This window comes from Pseudomonas sp. H3_E07 (assembly GCF_054668895.1).
This window is the reverse complement of record NZ_CP162795.1, coordinates 2,475,643-2,494,735: the sequence shown is the minus strand read 5'-3', so window position 1 is coordinate 2,494,735 and position 19,093 is coordinate 2,475,643. Positions and strand designations below refer to the sequence as shown.

The 19,093-nt window shown below is 61.4% G+C and carries 17 protein-coding genes; 6 read left to right on the top strand and 11 right to left on the bottom strand.

Going from position 1 to position 19,093, the window contains the following annotated elements:
• Positions 1-115: 115 nt before the first annotated feature.
• The 3 genes from AB4O08_RS11290 to AB4O08_RS11280 form a co-directional block, all read right to left on the bottom strand.
• Positions 116-2,464, bottom strand: a complete 2,349-nt coding sequence (locus AB4O08_RS11290; protein ID WP_010214065.1) for an FdhF/YdeP family oxidoreductase — start codon at positions 2,462-2,464, stop codon at positions 116-118.
• Positions 2,461-3,300, bottom strand: coding sequence for a formate dehydrogenase accessory sulfurtransferase FdhD (fdhD, locus tag AB4O08_RS11285; RefSeq protein WP_010214062.1), 840 nt, complete (start codon positions 3,298-3,300; stop codon positions 2,461-2,463). The genes AB4O08_RS11290 and fdhD overlap by 4 nt, the downstream gene beginning before the upstream one ends.
• A gap of 97 nt (positions 3,301-3,397) precedes the next feature.
• Positions 3,398-4,285, bottom strand: a complete 888-nt coding sequence (locus AB4O08_RS11280) for a LysR family transcriptional regulator (RefSeq protein WP_460114127.1) — start codon at positions 4,283-4,285, stop codon at positions 3,398-3,400.
• 132 nt (positions 4,286-4,417) lie between these two features.
• Between AB4O08_RS11280 and lysM the strand changes: the two genes are divergently transcribed.
• A complete protein-coding gene (lysM, locus tag AB4O08_RS11275; RefSeq protein ID WP_010214059.1) occupies positions 4,418-4,858 on the top strand; it encodes a peptidoglycan-binding protein LysM in 441 nt (146 codons plus the stop codon).
• Positions 4,859-4,999: 141 nt separating this feature from the next.
• On the opposite strand, the gene yrfG is transcribed toward lysM, so the two are convergent.
• Entirely contained in the window at positions 5,000-5,662 is a 663-nt protein-coding gene (gene yrfG / locus AB4O08_RS11270; protein WP_010214058.1) for a GMP/IMP nucleotidase, read from the bottom strand.
• A gap of 87 nt (positions 5,663-5,749) precedes the next feature.
• Here yrfG and nudE point away from each other — a divergent pair, with 87 nt between their 5' ends.
• Positions 5,750-6,316 (top strand): ADP compounds hydrolase NudE, encoded by a 567-nt coding sequence (nudE, locus tag AB4O08_RS11265; RefSeq protein WP_010214054.1) that lies wholly within the window; start codon positions 5,750-5,752, stop codon positions 6,314-6,316.
• Positions 6,313-7,149 (top strand): 3'(2'),5'-bisphosphate nucleotidase CysQ, encoded by an 837-nt coding sequence (gene cysQ, locus AB4O08_RS11260; RefSeq protein WP_010214052.1) that lies wholly within the window; start codon positions 6,313-6,315, stop codon positions 7,147-7,149. The genes nudE and cysQ overlap by 4 nt, the downstream gene beginning before the upstream one ends.
• Positions 7,150-7,275: 126 nt before the next feature.
• Here the strand turns inward: cysQ and AB4O08_RS11255 are convergent, their stop codons facing one another.
• Genes AB4O08_RS11255 through rfbB form a run of 7 tightly spaced genes read right to left on the bottom strand, consistent with a single transcriptional unit; the run spans position 7,276 to position 14,338 of the window.
• The gene (locus AB4O08_RS11255) at positions 7,276-7,731 is read right to left on the bottom strand and encodes a YiiD C-terminal domain-containing protein (RefSeq protein WP_021492342.1); all 456 of its coding nucleotides are present in this window, start codon (positions 7,729-7,731) and stop codon (positions 7,276-7,278) included.
• Between the two features lie 26 nt (positions 7,732-7,757).
• Positions 7,758-9,134, bottom strand: a complete 1,377-nt coding sequence (locus AB4O08_RS11250) for a sigma-54-dependent transcriptional regulator (RefSeq protein WP_305378110.1) — start codon at positions 9,132-9,134, stop codon at positions 7,758-7,760.
• Positions 9,131-10,939, bottom strand: a complete 1,809-nt coding sequence (locus tag AB4O08_RS11245; protein WP_021492341.1) for a sensor histidine kinase — start codon at positions 10,937-10,939, stop codon at positions 9,131-9,133. The genes AB4O08_RS11250 and AB4O08_RS11245 overlap by 4 nt, the downstream gene beginning before the upstream one ends.
• Before the next feature lie 36 nt (positions 10,940-10,975).
• Entirely contained in the window at positions 10,976-11,845 is an 870-nt protein-coding gene (gene rfbD, locus AB4O08_RS11240; RefSeq protein ID WP_096143905.1) for a dTDP-4-dehydrorhamnose reductase, read from the bottom strand.
• Positions 11,842-12,387, bottom strand: a complete 546-nt coding sequence (rfbC, locus tag AB4O08_RS11235) for a dTDP-4-dehydrorhamnose 3,5-epimerase (RefSeq protein WP_010214044.1) — start codon at positions 12,385-12,387, stop codon at positions 11,842-11,844. The genes rfbD and rfbC overlap by 4 nt, the downstream gene beginning before the upstream one ends.
• Positions 12,384-13,259, bottom strand: coding sequence for a glucose-1-phosphate thymidylyltransferase RfbA (rfbA, locus tag AB4O08_RS11230; RefSeq protein ID WP_096143904.1), 876 nt, complete (start codon positions 13,257-13,259; stop codon positions 12,384-12,386). The genes rfbC and rfbA overlap by 4 nt, the downstream gene beginning before the upstream one ends.
• On the bottom strand, positions 13,256-14,338 hold the full coding sequence (rfbB, locus tag AB4O08_RS11225) for a dTDP-glucose 4,6-dehydratase (RefSeq protein ID WP_021492338.1): 1,083 nt from the start codon (positions 14,336-14,338) through the stop codon (positions 13,256-13,258). The genes rfbA and rfbB overlap by 4 nt, the downstream gene beginning before the upstream one ends.
• A 151-nt stretch (positions 14,339-14,489) precedes the next feature.
• Between rfbB and AB4O08_RS11220 the strand changes: the two genes are divergently transcribed.
• The 3 genes from AB4O08_RS11220 to AB4O08_RS11210 all read left to right on the top strand — a co-directional run bounded on the left by AB4O08_RS11220 (position 14,490) and on the right by AB4O08_RS11210 (position 19,071).
• Positions 14,490-17,390 (top strand): aminotransferase, encoded by a 2,901-nt coding sequence (locus AB4O08_RS11220; RefSeq protein ID WP_460114126.1) that lies wholly within the window; start codon positions 14,490-14,492, stop codon positions 17,388-17,390.
• Positions 17,391-17,511: 121 nt separating this feature from the next.
• The gene (gene aguA, locus AB4O08_RS11215; protein WP_069672849.1) at positions 17,512-18,618 is read left to right on the top strand and encodes an agmatine deiminase; all 1,107 of its coding nucleotides are present in this window, start codon (positions 17,512-17,514) and stop codon (positions 18,616-18,618) included.
• Positions 18,619-18,852: 234 nt separating this feature from the next.
• Positions 18,853-19,071, top strand: a complete 219-nt coding sequence (locus AB4O08_RS11210) for a hypothetical protein (protein WP_010214036.1) — start codon at positions 18,853-18,855, stop codon at positions 19,069-19,071.
• Positions 19,072-19,093: the final 22 nt, after the last annotated feature.

The window sequence follows — 19,093 nt, the reverse complement described above, 5'->3', positions numbered from 1 at the left end:
CACAATTCTCTAAGTTACTGTTTTGGCTAGGGAACTTAAGTCGATTTAGTGAGTCTTTAACTACTTCGGAAAGGCCGCTTTTTATGCAAAAGCGGCCTTTTTTGTGCCCGGAGATTTATGCAGAGCGCGCCATGATCAGCCCATTGTCGCTCGCCGCTTCCAAGCGGATCGCCACGAACTTCGACGTCGGCGTATGGCTGCCATCCCCCGTGCTTTCCAGCGGCACCAGCGGGTTCACTTCCGGGTAGTAGGCTGCAGCCTGCCCAGCCGGAATATCAAACGCCAGCAAGGTAAAGCCCTTCACGCGGCGCTCGCGACCGTCTTCCCACAGCGACACGATGTCGGCCTTCTGCCCCGGCTTGAAACCTAGGCGGATGATGTCGGCTTCGTTGACGAACAGCACGTCACGCTGACCCTTGACCCCACGGTAGCGGTCGTCCAGGCCATAGATGGTGGTGTTGTACTGATCGTGGGAGCGCATCGATTGCATGATCAGGTCCGGCACCTTGCCCGTCGCGTGGGTGCGTTCGTGGATCAAGTCCTTGGGCAGGATGTTCGGGCGGAAGCTGGCGCGACCCGATGGCGTGTTCCAGCGGCGTGCACCGGCGGAGTTGCCCAGGTAGAAGCCGCCCGGATGCTTGATCTTCTCGTTGAAATCCTTGAAGCCGGGGATGGTGTCGGCGATCAGGTCGCGGATGCGGCTGTAGTCGGCCACCAGCCAGTTCCAATCCACTGGCTTAGTGCCCAGGGTGGCGGCAGCGATACCGGCCAGGATAGCCGGCTCGGATTTCATCAGCTTCGACAGCGGCTGCAACTGGCCGTTGGAACCGTGGACCATGCTGAACGAGTCTTCCACCGTCACCGCTTGCGGGCCTTCGGCCTGGATGTCGATGTCGGTACGGCCCAGGCACGGCAGGATCAGCGCGTCTTTGCCGTGCATCAGGTGGCTGCGGTTGAGTTTGGTGCTGATCTGCACCGTCAGGTCGCAATTGCGCAGTGCTTCGAAGGTGCGCGGGCTGTCCGGCGTGGCTTGGGCGAAGTTGCCGCCCAGGCCGATAAATACTTTAGCGCGGCCTTCGAGCATGGCGTGAATCGCTTCGACCACGTTGTGGCCGTTGACACGTGGCACCTGGAACTGGAAGCGGCGCTCCAGGGCGTCAAGAAACGCTACGGGCGGACGTTCGTTGATGCCCATGGTGCGGTCGCCCTGTACGTTGCTGTGGCCACGCACTGGGCACAAGCCGGCGCCTGGGCGGCCGATGTTGCCGCGCAGCAGCATCAGGTTGGCGATTTCCTGGATGGTCGGCACCGAGTGGCGGTGCTGGGTGATGCCCATCGCCCAGCACATGATCACGTTCTTGCCTTTGGCGTACATGCGCGCCGCTTGCTCGATCTCGACCAGGGTCAAACCGGACTGCTCGACGATTTCTTCCCAAGAGGTGTCGTCGATCTTGCCCAGGTAATCCAGCACGTTGGTGGTGTGTTCGTTGAGGAAGTCGTGATCGAACACGGCCTCTTTGCCTTCGGCCTGGGCCTGGCGTTCCCACAGCAGCAGGAACTTGGCCATGCCGCGCAGGATCGCCATGTCGCCACCCAGCGCCGGGCGGAAGTAGGCGGTGTTGGTCGGTTTGTCGCCGTTGGTGAGCATTTCCAGCGGGTGTTGCGGGTGCTGGAAGCGCTCCAGGCCGCGCTCTTTCAGCGGGTTGATGCACACCACCTGGGCGCCACGCTTGACCGCTTCACGCAACGGTTCGAGCATGCGCGGGTGGTTGGTGCCGGGGTTCTGGCCCCAGACGAAAATCGCATCGGCGTGTTCGAAGTCATCAAAGGTCACGGTGCCTTTGCCGACGCCCACGCTTTGCGCCAGGGCAACGCCGCTGGCTTCGTGGCACATGTTCGAGCAGTCCGGGAAGTTGTTGGTGCCGTAGGCGCGCACGAACAGCTGGTACAAGTACGCTGCTTCGTTGCTGGCACGGCCCGATGTGTAGAACTCGGCCATGTCCGGGCTGGGCAGGGCGTTGAGATGTTTGCCGACCAGGTCGAAGGCTGCCTCCCAACTGATGGGCTTGTAGCGGTCGGTTTCGGCGTCGTAGCGCATCGGCTCGGTCAGGCGGCCCTGATATTCCAGCCAGTAGTCGCTCTGCTCCAGCAAGGCGGTGACGCTGTTCTTGGCGAAGAATGCACCATCCACGCGGCGTTTGGTGGCTTCCCAGTTGACCGCCTTGGCGCCGTTTTCGCAGAACTTGACCATGCCGCTTTCCGGCGAGTCACCCCAGGCGCAGCCCGGGCAGTCAAAGCCGCCGTTCTGGTTGGTCTTGAGCATCATGCGCAGGTTTTTCAGCGCGTTGTCGCTGGTCAGCCAGGCCTGCGCCACGCTGATCAGTGCGCCCCAGCCGCCGGCCGGGCCCTTGTAGGGCTTGTAGCGCGGGGTCGGGGTTTGGTCGGCTTGGTGGTGCTGGCTCATGGCTGGTTCTCCATCGCAGGGCTGTAGACCCGCGGCGCACTTTTCTGCGGCAGGTGGATGAGATTGAGGTTATGCCGGCGGGCCCATTGCAGGGCCAGGCCGGTGGGCGACGACAGGCTGACCAGCGTCTGGATGCCAGCGCGCAGGACTTTCTGGATCAACTCCAGGCTGCAACGACTTGTCACAATCGCCAGGCCGCCTTCGGTCGGAATTTTTTGGCGGATCAACGCGCCGATCAACTTGTCCAGCGCGTTGTGTCGGCCGATATCTTCGCGGCCCATCAGCAATTCGCCCTGGCCGTTCATGAACAGCGCCGCATGCACAGCGCCGCTGTATTGGCCCAGGGGTTGAAAGGCACTGATGCGTTGGCGCAGGCCATCGAGCCACTCGGCGGGCGGCAAGGGCGCACCGGGCAATACCTGAAGGTCTGGCAGGGCCTGCTCAACGGCTTCCACGCCGCACAAGCCACAGCCACTGGTGCCGGCTAACTGGCGGCGCTGCTGCTTGAGGTTCCAGAAGGCGCGGCTGGAGATTTGCACCTGAGCATATTGGGCAGAGCCCGAGCCGCTGAGTTTCAGGTCATAAATGTCGCTAACGTCGGCGATAATGCCGCTACCGATGCTGAAGCCAACAATGAAGTCTTCCAGGTCCGTCGGCGTCACCAACATCACCGCTTGGCTGATGTCGTTGTAGGCGATCGCCAACGCCACTTCTTCCGCCAAGGCTGTGCTGGCAGATTCAGTGTGTTCGAGATTGCAATACTGGTAGCTGTGGCTGGCGACGGGCGCTGGCGTTTCGAGAGCGGGCGCCGCGCAGACAGGACGCTTGGCGTTCATGGGGCAGTACCACCGGCGGATTGATCAGTGGTTAGACTAGGCGCGACAAAGCGTCGCGTCTAATTGCCAGTATTGATCTACCGATAGATGACGTCGATCAAGATTGGATTTGCGATTTCTGATACAGCGCGAAACACGCCTCGGCCAGTGCTGAACGCGGGGCGCTGCGACGCATGATCAGCCCCAGGCGCGCGAGGGTGTGGGCGTCTTCGATCGGTTGCAGGCGCAAGTGCTCGGTGAGTGCATCCAGGCCCCCATCCAGCGGCATTACCGCGCAACACAGTCCGCCGTGTACCGCTTGTAGCAACTGATGGACGGCATCGGTCTGTAACAACGGTTGCGGGATGAGCCCACGGCTGTGGAAGTTGTGATCGATGGACTGGCGAAAGTGCATGCCACTGGTGAGCATGCCCAGCGGCAGCTTGATCAACGCTTCCCAGCTCAACGGCGTGTCGCCGAAAGTGAAGAAGCGCTGGTCGTAGAGCAGGCCCATGCGGGTTTCGCCCAAGGCCAGCGAGTCGAAGCGTTCGTTATCCAGCCGTTCCAGATAAGACACGCCCAGGTCCAGCCGGTTACTCGCCAGTTGTTCAAGGATCTGCTCCGAACTGAGCGCCGAGAGCTCAAAGCGCAGGCTTGGGTGTTCTTTATGCAACTGCTGCATTAATGCCAAGGGATCGAAACTCGACAGCGGCACCACGCCCAGGCGCAACGTCCCCACCAGGTTGCCGCGACAAGCCGCGGCTTCGGCCTGCAGGCCGTCATACGCCGCCAGCACTGTGCGTGCCCACGCCAGCACCCGCTCACCGGGTGCGGTAAAGCCTTCGAAGCGCTGGCCGCGATTGACCAGTGGCAGATCAAGCTCCTCCTCAAGGTTACGCAAGCGCATCGACAGGGTCGGTTGGGTAATGTGGCAACGCGCCGCCGCTTGGCCGAAGTGACGGGTATCGTCGAGGGCGATGAGGAATTTCAGCTGTTTGATGTCCATCTTCGCTCCAGGTCTTATTCCAATGGCGGGGGGATTCTAGCGCGTTTGGATCTTTGGCCGGGTCGGAACCCAAATCCACAGGACTGGTCTAGTCTTGGGCATCTGGAAATCAAAAACCAAGGAGAGCGCACTATGAGTATTTTCAGCTTTATCAAGGAAGCCGGCGAAAAGATTGTCGACCTGTTGACGCCGGGTAATGCGAACGCCAGTGAGCAGTTGAAAGATCACGTGTCCAAGGTGGGTCTGGGTAATCCGAACGTGCAGACCACAGTGGATGGCGACAAGGTGACCGTGACCGGTGAAGTCGCCACTCAGGAGGAGAAAGAGAAGATTTTGCTGGCGCTGGGCAATATTGCCGGTGTGGCCAGTGTGGATGATCAGATCACTGTAACGGGGCCGGCTGTCGAGGCTGCGACTTTTGTCGTCGTGAAAAAGGGTGACACGCTGAGCGCTATTTCTCTCTCGGTGTACGGTAACGCTAATCTGTATAACAAGATTTTTGAGGCGAACAAGCCGCTTTTGTCCCATCCGGACAAGATCTATCCAGGCCAGACGCTGCGTATTCCCAAGTAATACGAAGGCGTCAATGTGGGCGCGGGTTTGTGTGGGAGCCGGGCTTGCCCGCGATAGCATCGCCTCGGTTTGAGCTAAACACCGCGGTGCCTGCATCGCGGGCAAGCCCGGCTCCCACAGAGATCTTCTCCCACTTGGCGTTCAGAGTCCGGCGATGAGTTCTCTGTAATCCCCGACTGCCGCGAATTCTGCGGTGTCTTTAGGCCCCTTCTTGCTATCCGGTTCTTTCACCGCCAGCAAATGCCCCACGCCAAATGCCTGGGCACTGCGCAGGATGGGCAGGGTATCGTCGATAAACAGGGTGCGGGCCGGGTCGAAGCGGAGGTCGGCTTGCAGGGCGTCCCAGAACTGCGGGTGTTCCTTGGCGAAACCGTAATCGTGGGAGCTGATCAACCGTTCGAAATGCGGCGCCAGTTCAATGCGTTCCAACTTCAATGACAGCGAATCACGATGAGCGTTGGTGATCAGAATCACACGCTTGCCGGCCTGTTTGATTGCCGCCAGGAAGGTGTCGGCATCCGGGCGCAGGGCGATGAGGTGGGCGGTTTCCAGTTTGAGTTCGCGCACCGGGATCTTCAGTTCTGCGCTCCAGAAATCCAGGCAATACCATTGCAACTGTCCGGCGTTACGCTCGAACAGCGGCTGCAGCTCCATCTCGGCCATCGCCCGGCTTACCCCGTGCAGTTCGGCGTATCGCTGGGGCAGGTGTTCCATCCAGAAGTGGTTGTCGTAATGCAGGTCGAGCAGGGTGCCGTCCATGTCCAGCAGGACAGTGTCGATGGCGTGCCAGGGCAAAGAGGGCATGGGGCGTTCTCATGTAAGTAAAGATATCCGACACAGACAATCGGAAAAGCCACGGTATAGTAACCCGATCACGCCAAGGAGCCGCTTATGCGCCAGAAACCCACCGTCCTCGCCCGCGAAATAGTCGCCAGTAGCCGTTTGTTCCGCGTGGAGGAAGTGCAACTGCGCTTTTCCAATGGCGTCGAGCGGACCTACGAGCGCCTCGTGGGTCGCGGTGCCGGTTACGGCGCAGTGATGATCGTAGCAATGATCGACGCAGACCATGCGTTGCTGGTGGAAGAGTACTGCGGCGGCACCGACGAATACGAATTGTCCTTGCCCAAGGGCTTGATCGAACCCGGCGAAGACGTATTGGCGGCGGCAGACCGGGAACTCAAGGAAGAGGCTGGTTACGGCGCACGTCAGTTGGAACACCTCACCGAACTGTCGCTGTCGCCTGGCTACATGAGCCAGAAAATCCAGGTGGTATTGGCCACCGATCTTTATGAAGAGCGCCTGGAAGGCGATGAACCTGAGCCGATGCGTGTGGACCGGGTCAATCTGCGCGAGCTGTCGATGCTCGCGCAGAACGAGCAATTCAGCGAAGGCCGTGCCCTGGCCGCGCTGTACCTGGTACGAGACCTGTTGACCCAGCGTGGAGCGTTTACCGCATGAGCGAACTTTTTTTAGGCCACCCGTTTATTGCCCCTGTGATCGAACTGGCTCGTCAGGCTGGTGAAGTGATATTGCCGTTCTGGCGTGCCGACGTGGCCGTCACCTCCAAAGCCGATGATTCGCCGGTGACGGCAGCGGATTTGGCCGCCCATCACTTGATCCTGGCGGGCCTGACCGCACTGGACCCCAGCATTCCGGTGCTGTCCGAGGAAGACGCCGACATCGACCAGAACGTGCGCGCCGGCTGGCAGCGCTGGTGGCTGGTGGACCCGTTGGACGGTACCAAGGAGTTTATCTCCGGCAGCGAAGAATTTACCGTGAACATCGCGTTGATCGAACAAGGACGCGTGGTGTTTGGCGTGGTGTCGATGCCCACCAATGGGCGTTGCTACTTCGGTGGTGCGGGCCTGGGCGCCTGGCGCTCCGATGTGAATGAAGCACCCAAGCAGATTCAAGTGCGCGAGGCGCCAGCAGCGGGCGAGTCGTTTACCGTGGTCGCGAGTCGCCGGCATACCAGCCCGGAGCAGGAGCGTCTGTTGGACGGCTTGAGTGAAGGCCTGGGCGCGTTGAAGTTGGCGAATATCGGCAGCTCGCTGAAGTTCTGCCTGTTGGCCGAGGGCAGTGCGGATTGCTATCCGCGCCTGGCGCCGACCTCGCAGTGGGACACGGCCGCGGCTCAGGGTGTGCTGGAAGGCGCAGGAGGGGAAGTGCTGGAATTGAGCGGTGAGCCGTTCAGCTACCCGGCGCGGGCATCGTTGTTGAACCCGTTCTTTTTAGCGTTGCCGGCCAAAGCCGCATGGCGCGAGCGATTGCTGACCCTCGCCCGTTCCTGACGCCTTGTGTAGGCGCGAGCTTGCTCGCGAAAATCGTCAACGATAACGCAGTGACCCTGGTTGATCGCGGCGCTCTCAGGTTTTTCGCGAGCAAGCTCGCTCCTACAGTGGGCGGTGCCGGAGCTTTTAGCGGTGCAGGACGTATTGGCCGGTGAAAACGACTGCTCGCGCTTCACTGCCCTCATTCACAACCCACGTCTGCAGCGTCAGCCGCGCGCGGCCATAGCGCTTGTACGTCGCCACAAACCGCTTCCACACCTTTTCCTCCGGCGACGGGCACACCACCGTCGCATCCCGCGTAACCGGCAACGGGTAACTGATCTGGCCTTCCTGGATCACGATATGCCCGTCTTCAATCCCTTCTTCACGCAACTGCAAGTGCAGCCAGCCCCAGCCCGCCAGTACCGCGCCGCAATACAGGCTACCGCCGAACATGGTGCTCTTGTGATTGATGTTGGCTTGCAAGGGCAGATGCAGTTCCAACTGCCCCTGTGTCCAGTCGAGCACCTTGAGGCCCATGTCCCGTGTGAGGGGGATGTCGTGGTGAAGGATGGATTCCAGGTAACGGCTGTCGCGGCTCATGGGGGCCTCTTGGCGGGTGGGGGCTGTCATTCGTCGTCGCTGCTTTGGTTGGCGAAGTTCAGGCCATGCTTGCGTAGCTTGTCGTGCAGGGTCTTGCGCGGGACGCCCAGGGCTTCCGCGAGGCTGCGCATGGAGCTGTGGGGGCGGGTCAGCTCGGCGGCAATCAGGCTTTTTTCGAACTGCTCGACTTGCTCGCTCAAGCCACCGGGCGTAGGGGTCAGGGTGCCAGCTGATGGATTGTCCGGCGTGTTATCCAGCGCCAGTTCCAGGCCCAGGGCAAAGCGCTCTGCCGCGTTCTGCAATTCGCGCACATTGCCCGGCCAGCTATGGCGCAATAACAGCGCGCGCTGCCCCGGTTGCAGTTCATGCAGCGGCAGGCCGTGGCGGCTGCTGGCTTCGTCGGCGAAGTGCTGGAACAGCATCAACGCATCTTCGCCGCGCTCGCGCAGGGGTGGAATGCGCAGCGGCGCCACGTTGAGGCGGTAATACAGGTCGGCACGGAAGCGGCCCTGGTCGGCGGACTGGCGCAGGTCTTCCTTGGTGGCGGCGATGATGCGGATATCCAGTGGGATCAGCTGATTGCCGCCCAGGCGTTCCACCACGCGCTCCTGCAACAGACGCAAGAGTTTGACCTGAACATCCAGGCTCATGCTTTCGATTTCATCGAGGAACAAGGTGCCGCCGTTGGCGAATTCGAACTTGCCGATACGGCGTTTCTGCGCGCCGGTAAAGGCGCCCGGCTCATGGCCGAACAGTTCGCTCTCCACGACCGACTCGGCCAGTGCCCCGGCGTTGATTGCCACAAAAGGCCCGCTACGGCGGCTCGACAAATCGTGCAGCGCGCGGGCGACCACCTCTTTGCCGGCGCCGGTTTCGCCGAGGATCAGCACGTCAGCCCGGGTCGCGGCCAGCGCGCCGATCTGCTCGCGCAGGCGCAGCATTTGCGGCGAGTGGCCCACCAGTCGCGTGCTCAACTGCTGACGGTCGCTAAGGGCCAGGCGCAGGCTGCGGTTGTCCAGCACCAGGCGGCGCAGGGCCAGGGCGCGGCGCACACTGTCGAGCAGGGCGTCGCTGGCGAAAGGTTTTTCCAGGAAGTCATAGGCCCCGGCGCGCATGGCCTGCACCGCCAGCGGCACATCGCCGTGGCCGGTGATCAGCAGCACCGGCAACTCCGGGTCCTGCCCGTGCAGCTCGGCGAGCAGCTCCAGGCCGTCCATGCCGGGCATGCGGATGTCGCTGACCACCACGCCCGGCCAGTCCCGCGACAGGCGCGCAGTGAGGCCGGTGGCTTCGCCCAGGGTCAGGACGTTCAGCCCGGCCAGGTCCAGGGTCTGGCACAGCGCCTGACGCAGGTGTGGATCATCGTCGATCAACACCACCTGAATCTGGTTATCGATACTCATACACTGCGGTCCTCGGACGGTTGCAGACTGACGCCCGGCGCACCGGCACGCAATTTCAAGGTTAACAGCGCACCGCCTTCCTTGTGGTTGGCAAACAGCAGTTCGCCGCCAAAGGCACGCATCAGAGTGTCGCAGATCGCCAGCCCCAACCCCAGGCCCTGGGTGCGCGTCTTGGTGGTGTAGAACGGCTCGCTGGCGCGGCCCAGGGCTTCCATGCAAAAGCCCGGGCCGTTGTCGCGAATGTACAGGTTGACGCCCTGATCGGTGGTTTCGGCACTCAGCCACAGTTTGCGCGGCGGACCTTTTTCGGTGAGGGCGTCGAGGGCGTTGGCCAGCAGGTTGCCCAGAACCTGGCGCAAACGGGTTTCGCCCGCCTGTACCCAGAGGGTGGCTTCGGGCAAGTCACGGACCAGCTCCACCTCCATCGACCGCCGCCGCTTGGCCAGCAGTGCCAGGGCATCGTCCAGCGCCGGTTGCAGGGCGACGCTCTCGGGCGCATGGCGATCGCGACGGGCAAAGGCGCGCAGGTGGGCGATGATCGAGGCCATGCGTCCGGTCAGTTCGCTGATCAGCTTGAGGTTGCCCCGCGCATCCGTGGTGCGCTCATGGTCGAGCAGGATTTCAGCGTTCTCTGCATAGCTGCGAATCGCCGCCAGGGGCTGGTTGAGTTCATGGCTGATGCTTGCCGACATGGTGCCCAGCGCCGACAATTTGCCCGCCTGCACCAGGTCATCCTGGGCACGCACCAGTTCCTGCTGCGCGTGTTCGCGCTCCAGCACTTCCTGCTTCAGGCGCCGGTTGAGGCCTTCGAGGTCACTGGTCCGCTCGACCACTCGCGCTTCCAGCTCGCGACGGGCCTTGGCTTCGAACGCAATGCGTTCCAGGTAATGGCGGCGACGTTGCATCATCAAGCCCAGCAGCAGCATCAACACCAGCAGCGTCGCGCCGCCGACTGCCACCACCGTGCGCACCGGACGGCTGATCAGCGAGCGTGGTGCGAGGATTTCCACGTTCCAGCCGGTCTCGGCGATGGCTGTGGATTGGCGCAACCAGGCGGTGTTGCTCAGGCTCAGTGGTTGCGGGTCGCGGGTCGGGTAGGGCTGGATGGCGATGATGGCCCGGCGTTCTTCGGCGGTCAGCGGCCGGGTGGCGCGGAATCGCCATTGTGGGCGCGACGTCAGGATCACCACACCGTTATGGTCGGTGACCAGCAGTTGCTCCGGGGTGTTACCCCACAGGCTTTCGGTGTGGTCCAGGTCGACCTTGACCACCAGCACGCCGATGATCGTATCGCCATCGCGCACGGCGGCGGCAAAGAAGTAACCGCGCTTGGCGGAGGTGGTGCCCAAGCCGAAGAACCGCCCTAGGCGCCCGGCCATGGCTTCGCTGAAATACGGCCGGAACGAGAAATTACGCCCGACGAAGCTGTCCTGTTTATCCCAGTTGGATGCAGCCAGTGTCTTGCCGGTGGTGTCCATCAGGTACATCACCTCCACCCCGGCCTGGGCGGCGACGTCCTTGAGCAGCAGGTTGGCGTTGACCAGGTTGGTGCTCACCCCAGGCGCATCCAGCGCGGTGCGCAAAGCCGGCAAGTCGCCAAGGATCTGCGGCAGCACCTCGTAGCGGTGCAGGGTCCCGAGCAGGTTGGCCACGTACAGGTCGAGGGTCTGGCGGTTCTGCCCGGCCAACTCGCTGCGGTAATAGCGCTCGGCCAGGTGCTCCAGCGGCCACAGCAGCGGTGCCAGGCACAACGCCAACAAGGCGAGGCTGCGCCAGCGGGGTCTACGCGGAAGGGGTGGAGTCATGAGAGTCATGCGCCTGTGGGTACAGGCGCATTATGCCTAGTGCTGCAGTGCAAGACACTCGCGCAATGCGTCTTGCCAGTGTGGCTGGCTGACGTGCCATTGCTGCTGCAGGCGGCTGCAATCGAGGCGCGAGTTCAGCGGGCGCTTGGCGGGCGTCGGATAAGCGCTGGACGGGATGGGCTCCAGTTCGGCGCAGGTTTTGCCTTGCTGACGCAGGTGGTCGCCAATGGCTTCGGCAAAACCGAACCAGGAGGTTTCGCCTTGAGCACTCAGGTGATAAATGCCCCATTCCCCCGGTTCGCCTGCTTGCCAGCGTTCGATCAACGCGCGCGTGCTGTTGGCAATGCTGCCGGCCCAGGTCGGCGCGCCGATCTGGTCGGCGACGATGCGCATTTGCGGCTTCTCCTGCAGCAGCCGCTGCATGGTCAGCAGGAAGTTCTTGCCGTGGTTGGAGTAGACCCAACTGGTGCGCAGAATGAGGTATTCGCCGCCGACGGCCGCAATCGCCTGCTCGCCCGCCAGTTTGCTCTGGCCGTAGACGCCCAGCGGGTTCGGCGTGTCGGTTTCGCGGTAGGGGGCAGGTTTGCTGCCGTCGAACACGTAGTCGGTGGAATAGTGGATCAGCGGGATGCCCAGCGCCTTGGCCTCTTCGGCAAGGATGCCCGGGGCGATGGCATTGATGGCGAAGGCCGCGTCCGGCTCGCTCTCGGCCAGATCGACGGCCGTGTGGGCCGCTGCGTTGATGATCAGGTGAGGGCGATGGGCCCGCACCTGCTGGCGAATGTGCTCCGCTTCGGCCAGGTCAAGCTGGTCGCGTCCCAGGACGACGAGCTCGCCCAGGCCTTGGAGCCGCAGTTGCAGCTCGCGGGAGACTTGGCCATGTTGGCCGGTGATCAAAATTTTCATGGGAACACGTCAGCTTCCATCAAGGGTTTACCCGCCTGGTCCTTGGCGGACAGCTGTGGCGCCTCGCTCAGCTCCCAGTCGATTGCCAGTGTCGGGTCATTCCACAGGATGCAGCGTTCGGCACTGGGCTGGTAGTAGTCAGTGGTTTTGTACAGGAACTCGGCGTGTTCGCTCAGTACCACGAATCCATGCGCAAAACCTTCCGGCACCCATAGTTGGCGGTGATTCTGGGCCGATAAGCGTACACCCACCCACTGGCCGAAATTCGGCGAGCTGCGGCGGATATCGACGGCTACGTCCAATACTTCACCGGCGGTGACACGCACCAGTTTGCCTTGGGTGTGTTCGAGTTGGTAATGCAGGCCACGCAGCACGCCCTTCTGGGAGCGTGAGTGGTTGTCCTGAACAAACTGACGCTTGAGACCCGTTGCCTCTTCAAAAGCCCGGGCGTTGAAACTTTCGTAGAAGAAGCCACGTTCATCACCGAACACCTTGGGTTCGATGATCAGCACGTCGGGCAGCGAGGTTTCAATGACGTTCACTGATTCTCTCCAGCCAGCGAGTACAGGTATTGGCCATAGCCGGTCTTGCCGAAGTATTTGGCACGTTCCAGCAGGTGCTCGCGGTTGATCCAGCCGTTTTCATAGGCGACTTCTTCTAGGCAAGCTACTTTCAGGCCTTGGCGGTGCTCGATGGTCTGCACGTACTGCGAGGCCTCCAGCAAGCTGTCATGGGTGCCCGTATCCAGCCAGGCAAAACCACGGCCGAAACGCTCTACATGCAGGTCGCCGCGCTTGAGGTAGGCGTTGTTGACGTCGGTAATCTCATACTCGCCACGGGGCGAAGGCTTGACCGCCTTGGCGATCTTGATCACGTCGTTGTCATAGAAGTACAGGCCGGTCACGGCATAGCTGGATTTTGGCTTCGCCGGCTTTTCTTCGATGGAGAGGGCACGGCCCTCGCTGTCGAAATCGATCACGCCAAAGCGCTCCGGGTCCTTGACCCAGTAGCCGAAAACAGTAGCGCCATAGGGTCGCTTGGCCGCTCTAAGCAGTTGTTCGCCGAAATGCTGACCATGGAAGATATTGTCGCCCAGGATCAGGCACACAGGATCATCGCCGATGAACTCTTCACCAATGATGAACGCCTGGGCCAGGCCATCCGGGGTTTGCTGCTCGGCGTAGCTGAAACGCACGCCAAACTGGCTGCCATCGCCCAGCAAGTTGCGGTATTGCGGCAAGTCCACGGGGGTGGAAATCACCAGGATGTCCTTGATACCCGCCAGCATCAGCACGGAGATCGGGTAGTAGATCATCGGCTTGTCGTACACCGGCAACAACTGCTTGGACACACCCAGGGTAATGGGGTGCAAACGGGTGCCGGACCCGCCGGCCAATACGATTCCCTTCATCATGCGATCAAATCCTTAAAGTCAGTGTTGCCTAAACGTTCGCCCTGATAGCTGCCATCCTGGACCCTGCGGCACCATTCCAGGTTATCGAGGTACCACTGCACGGTCTTGCGCAAACCGGATTCGAAGGTTTCTTCAGGAACCCAGCCTAGCTCGCGTTCAATCTTGCTGGCATCGATTGCATAACGCTGATCGTGGCCGGGGCGGTCTTTGACGAACGTGATCAGGTCGGCGAATTTTTCGACGCCGCTGGGGCGTTGGGGTGCCAACTCTTCCAGCAATTGGCAGATGCCACGCACGACATCGATGTTTTTTTGCTCATTGTGACCGCCGATATTATAGGTTTCGCCGACGATACCCTCGGTCACTACTTTCAGCAGCGCGCGGGCATGGTCCTCGACAAACAGCCAGTCACGTACTTGTAAGCCATTGCCATAGACCGGCAATGGTTTGCCCGCGAGTGCGTTGAGGATCACCAAGGGGATCAGCTTCTCGGGGAAGTGGAACGGCCCGTAGTTGTTCGAACAGTTCGTGAGCAGCACCGGCAGGCCATAGGTGCGTTGCCATGCGCGTACCAGGTGGTCGGACGCCGCCTTGCTCGCAGAGTACGGCGAGCTGGGCGCATAGGGCGTGGTTTCAGTGAACAGGTCATCCACGCCGTGCAGGTCACCGTACACTTCGTCAGTGGAAATGTGATGGAAACGGAAGTTACCCTTGGCGGGCTCGGCCAACGTCTGCCAATAGGCGCGGGCGGCCTCCAGCAGGCTGTAGGTGCCGACGATATTGGTTTGAATGAAATCCGATGGGCCATCAATCGAGCGGTCGACATGGGACTCTGCCGCCAAGTGCATGATCGCCTGGGGCTCGAAGCGCTCCAGTATGGCGCTGACAGTGGCCTGGTCGATGATATCGGCCTGGACGAACTCATAGCGGCTGTTGGACGCGATGCTGGCCAGCGACTCCAGATTGCCCGCATAGGTGAGTTTGTCCAGGTTGAGGACTTCGTGCTCGGTGTGTTGAATCAGGTGACGGATCAGGGCAGAGCCAATAAAACCGGCACCACCGGTGATGAGAATGCGCATGTCGGAGGGCCTTTTCCTTAGACGGACATTAAGCGAATGGAGCATAGCTTGAGTTGTGTGGCGAGGTGGCGCAAGCGCGGTGTGACTAGGGGTTGCCTTATCCACCAGAACAATGGCGATATAGACGCCTAAAAAAACCGAGGTCGTCACAATGCCGCTCGCCACCCTGATCCATCGCGCCAGTCTACCCTGCCCGCAAGTGGGCACCGATCAGGTGGCTCAACTGCTCGCGCAACATTACGGCCTAGCTGGCACCTTGCAATCATTGGGCAGTCAGCAAGACCTCAACTACAGAGTCGACAGCCCCCGCGGCCGGTTTGTTCTGAAAATCTGTCGGGGCGACTACGACGCTGTTGAACTGCACGCCCAGCACGCTGCGCTTGATAGGCTGCAGACGGTACGCGTACCCAAGGTCATCAAGTCTTTGACCGGGGAAGCGCTGTTGACCCTGAACCTCGAAGGTCAAGCCCTGCACGTGCGCGTGCTGGAGTACATCGATGGCCAGCCGTTGACCCATCTGCCCCACCTGGGGCGCGGGGTGATCGCAGGGTTTGGTGACCTGTGTGGGCGGATGAGCCAGGCGCTGGCGCGGTTCGAGCATCCGGGCCTGCAACGCACGCTGCAGTGGGACCCGCGCCATGCCCAGGCATTGATCAAGCATCTGTTGGCGACCTTGGAAAACCTGCCGCATCGCCTGGCACTGGAGCAAGTGGCCGAGCAGGTCGAAGCGCGTATCCGCCCCTTGGCCGATCACTTGCCGTGGCAGGCGGTGCACATGGACATCACCGACGACAACGTGGTGTGGCAGCGCGATGCGCAACGGCACTGGCAGATTCAGGGCGTGATCGATTTCGGCGACCTTGTGCACACCTGGCGCATTGCCGATCTGTCGGTGACTTGCGCGGCGTTGCTGCATCATGCTGACGGCGATCCCTTTGCGATCCTGCCGGCGATCCAGGCCTGCCACGCGGTCACGCCGTTGCAGCACGAAGAACTGCTGGCGCTGTGGCCGCTGATCGTCGCCCGTGCGGCGGTGCTGGTGCTGAGCAGCGAGCAGCAGCAACGCCTGGATCCGGATAACCGCTACCTGCTGAAAAACGCCGAGCATGAGTGGGAAATTTTCCATGTAGCCACGTCAGTGCCATTTGCATTGATGGAGGCGGCCATTCTGGGCTGCGTCGGTCAGGCGCCGGCACCCCTCGCCAGTCAAGGCTTTGCGCCGTTGCTGCCGGGGTTGGTTGGGCGTGAGTTTGCGTTGATCGATCTGGGCGTGCTCAGCCCGCATTTCGAGGCGGGTAACTGGGAACAACCGGGGGTCGATCAACGGCTGTTGCAGGAGGCGGCGGCGGTGCATGGCCTGGCGGCAAGTCGCTATGGGCAATACCGTTTGTCGCAGACCCAGCCTGACAGCGCGATTGAGCCAGAGACGTTCCCGTTGCATGTCGAACTGCACGTGCCTTTGGGTACATCGGTTGAAGCGCCGTTTGCAGGTGTTGTACGACCGGGCGCCAACGGTGGGCTTCAGGTGCACAGCAGTGAGGCAAGCGTGTGGCTATGGGGCATGAAAGCACTGTTGCAGCCAGGTGCCGCAGTGCTCAAGGGCCAGGTGATCGGTGAAGTCGAAGGCCCGCTCATTGTGCAACTGTGCCGTGCTGACGTGCCCGCACCGTTGTTTTGCACGCCGTCACGGGCACAGGCATGGCAATCGCTGTGCCCATCGCCGGCCGCGCTGTTGGGCCTGGCCTGCGACGCCGAACCCGAGTTGGACCCTGAGGCCTTGCTGGCCCGCCGCGACGCCAGTTTCGCCCGTTCGCAAAAGCACTATTATGCCGACCCGCCACGCATCGAACGTGGCTGGCGCAACCACCTGATCGACATGCAGGGCCGTTCCTACCTGGACATGCTCAACAACGTCGCCGTGCTGGGCCATGGTCATCCGCGCATGGCGGCAGTGGCAGCGCGGCAGTGGTCGTTGCTCAATACCAACTCGCGTTTCCATTACGCGGCCGTTACCGAATTTTCCGAGCGTTTGCTGGCGCTGGCGCCTGAGGGCATGGACCGGGTGTTCCTGGTCAACAGCGGCACCGAGGCCAATGATTTGGCGATCCGCCTGGCCTGGGCCTACAGCGGCGGACGCGACATGCTCAGCGTGCTGGAGGCGTACCACGGCTGGTCGGTGGCGGCGGATGCGGTGTCCACGTCGATTGCCGACAACCCCCAGGCGTTGAGCAGCCGCCCGGACTGGGTGCACCCGGTGACCGCGCCCAATACGTATCGCGGTGAGTTCCGCGGGCAGGACAGTGCGCCGGATTACGTCCGAAGCGTGGAGCACAACCTGGCGAAAATTGCCGCGAGCCAACGCCAACTGGCGGGTTTCATCTGCGAGCCGGTGTATGGCAATGCAGGTGGCATCTCGTTGCCGCCGGGCTATTTGCAGCAGGTGTACGGACTCGTCCGCGCCCAGGGTGGCGTGTGCATCGCCGATGAAGTGCAGGTGGGTTACGGCCGTATGGGGCATTTCTTCTGGGGCTTTGAAGAGCAAGGCGTGGTGCCTGACATCATTACAATGGCCAAGGGTATGGGGAATGGCCAGCCGCTGGGCGCGGTCATTACTCGGCGGGAAATCGCCGAGGCGCTGGAAGCTGAGGGGTATTTCTTCTCGTCGTCGGGAGGCAGTCCGGTGAGTTGCCGGATCGGCATGGCCGTGCTGGATGTGATGGAAGAGGAAAAGTTGTGGGAAAACGCCCGGGTGGTTGGTGGGCATTTCAAGGCCCGGTTGGAAGAACTGATCGATCGTCATCCGTTAGTGGGGGCTGTCCACGGCTCAGGTTTTTATCTTGGACTGGAGTTGGTCCGCGATCGGCAAACCCTGGAACCCGCTACTGAAGAGACCACGTTGCTGTGTGATCGCCTGCGGGAATTGGGGATTTTCATGCAACCGACGGGGGATTATTTGAACATCCTCAAGATCAAGCCGCCGATGGTCACGTCTCGACACAGTGTGGATTTCTTCGTCGACATGCTGTCGAAAGTGCTGGATGAACAGTTGTAGATAGTCGATTCTTATCGGCTAAATAATCTCATGGTTATCAGCCATGATGTTTTGTCGCTTCTAAAGCCGATTTTTATCCGTTATAAAGTCGGCTTTACCCCCATTCGGAGTCCTGATCGCCATGACCACCCTGCACAGCACCCCACGCGCCGATGGCTTCCGCATGCCTGCCGAATGGGCACCACAGACTCAGGTCTGGATGATCTGGCCTGAGCGCTCGGACAACTGGCGCCTGGGCGGCAAACCGGCGCAGGCGGCTCATGTGGCGGTGGCCAAGGCCATTGCACGTTTTGAACCGGTCACGGTGGCGGTTTCCGCCGGTCAATACGAAAACGCCCGCGCGCGCCTGGATGTGCCGAACATCCGCGTGGTGGAAATGTCCAGCGATGACGCCTGGGTACGTGACACTGGCCCGACCTTCGTGATCAACGACAGCGGTGAGGTGCGCGGCGTGAACTGGGACTTCAACGCCTGGGGCGGTTTCGACGGCGGCCTGTATTCGCCGTGGAACCGCGATTCGCAAGTCGGCGGCAAGATCCTCGAAATCGAACGCGCGCCACGCTATCGCACCGAAGGCTTTGTGCTGGAAGGTGGGTCGATCCATGTCGACGGCGAAGGCACCCTGATCACCACCGAAGAATGCCTGCTCAACCGCAATCGCAACCCGCACCTCGACCGTGCCGAGATCGAAGCGGTGCTGAGCGCCAATCTGGCTGTGGATAAGATCATCTGGTTGCCGGACGGCCTGTTCAACGACGAAACTGACGGCCATGTGGATAACTTCTGCTGCTACGTGCGCCCGGGCGAAGTGCTGCTGGCCTGGACTGACGACCCGCAAGACCCGAACTACGCGCGCTGTCACGCCGCCATGGACGTGCTGCAAAGCAGCACCGACGCCCAGGGCCGCTCGTTCACAGTGCATAAAATGCCGATTCCGGGCCCGCTGTACGCGACCGAGGAAGAATGTGAGGGTGTCGACCCGGTTGACGGCACCCAGGAACGTAATCCGACGGTGCGGTTGGCGGGTTCCTACGTCAACTTCCTGATCGTCAACGGTGGCATCATCGCGCCGAGCTTCGACGACCCGCTGGACAGCCAGGCCAAGGCTATCCTGCAGGACCTGTTCCCGCAGCATGAAGTAGTGATGGTGCCGGGCCGCGAACTGTTACTGGGTGGCGGCAATATCCACTGCCTGACCCAACAACAGCCAGCGCCGCACAAAAACTGAGTGCAGTTGTAACAGCACCATGACGACGAACCGGCGCTGATCGGTTCAGGCGTCCACAACCAGCCCGCGACCCAGACAGGTCGCGGGCTTTTTTGTGGCCAAACGCCTATGAACACGAGACATTGGCATAGCTCTTGTATCGCCGGTGTGACAGTGGCCCAAGGCGATGACTGCGCAGTTCTGTCATAAACCTTGAGTAAGTTAGCCGCTCACGCAGTAGGAGAGAGCGCTGAAATGAATGCCGATATCAACCTGATGTACACGCGCACGTCCCACCCTTTGCGGGTCAACGGCGACGCGATCCATGTGCTGGCGCTCTGGTTGAGGGAAAACGGCCCGCGGCAGATCAGGCAACAGCCTGACTGGCGCAGCGTGATGAGTGAACGTTATCCGGCGGGGTTGTTCAGTGAGGATGAAGTGCACGTGTTGTGCGATTTGTTGAAGAGCCTGTAGGCGCCGGCTTGCCGGCTCCTAC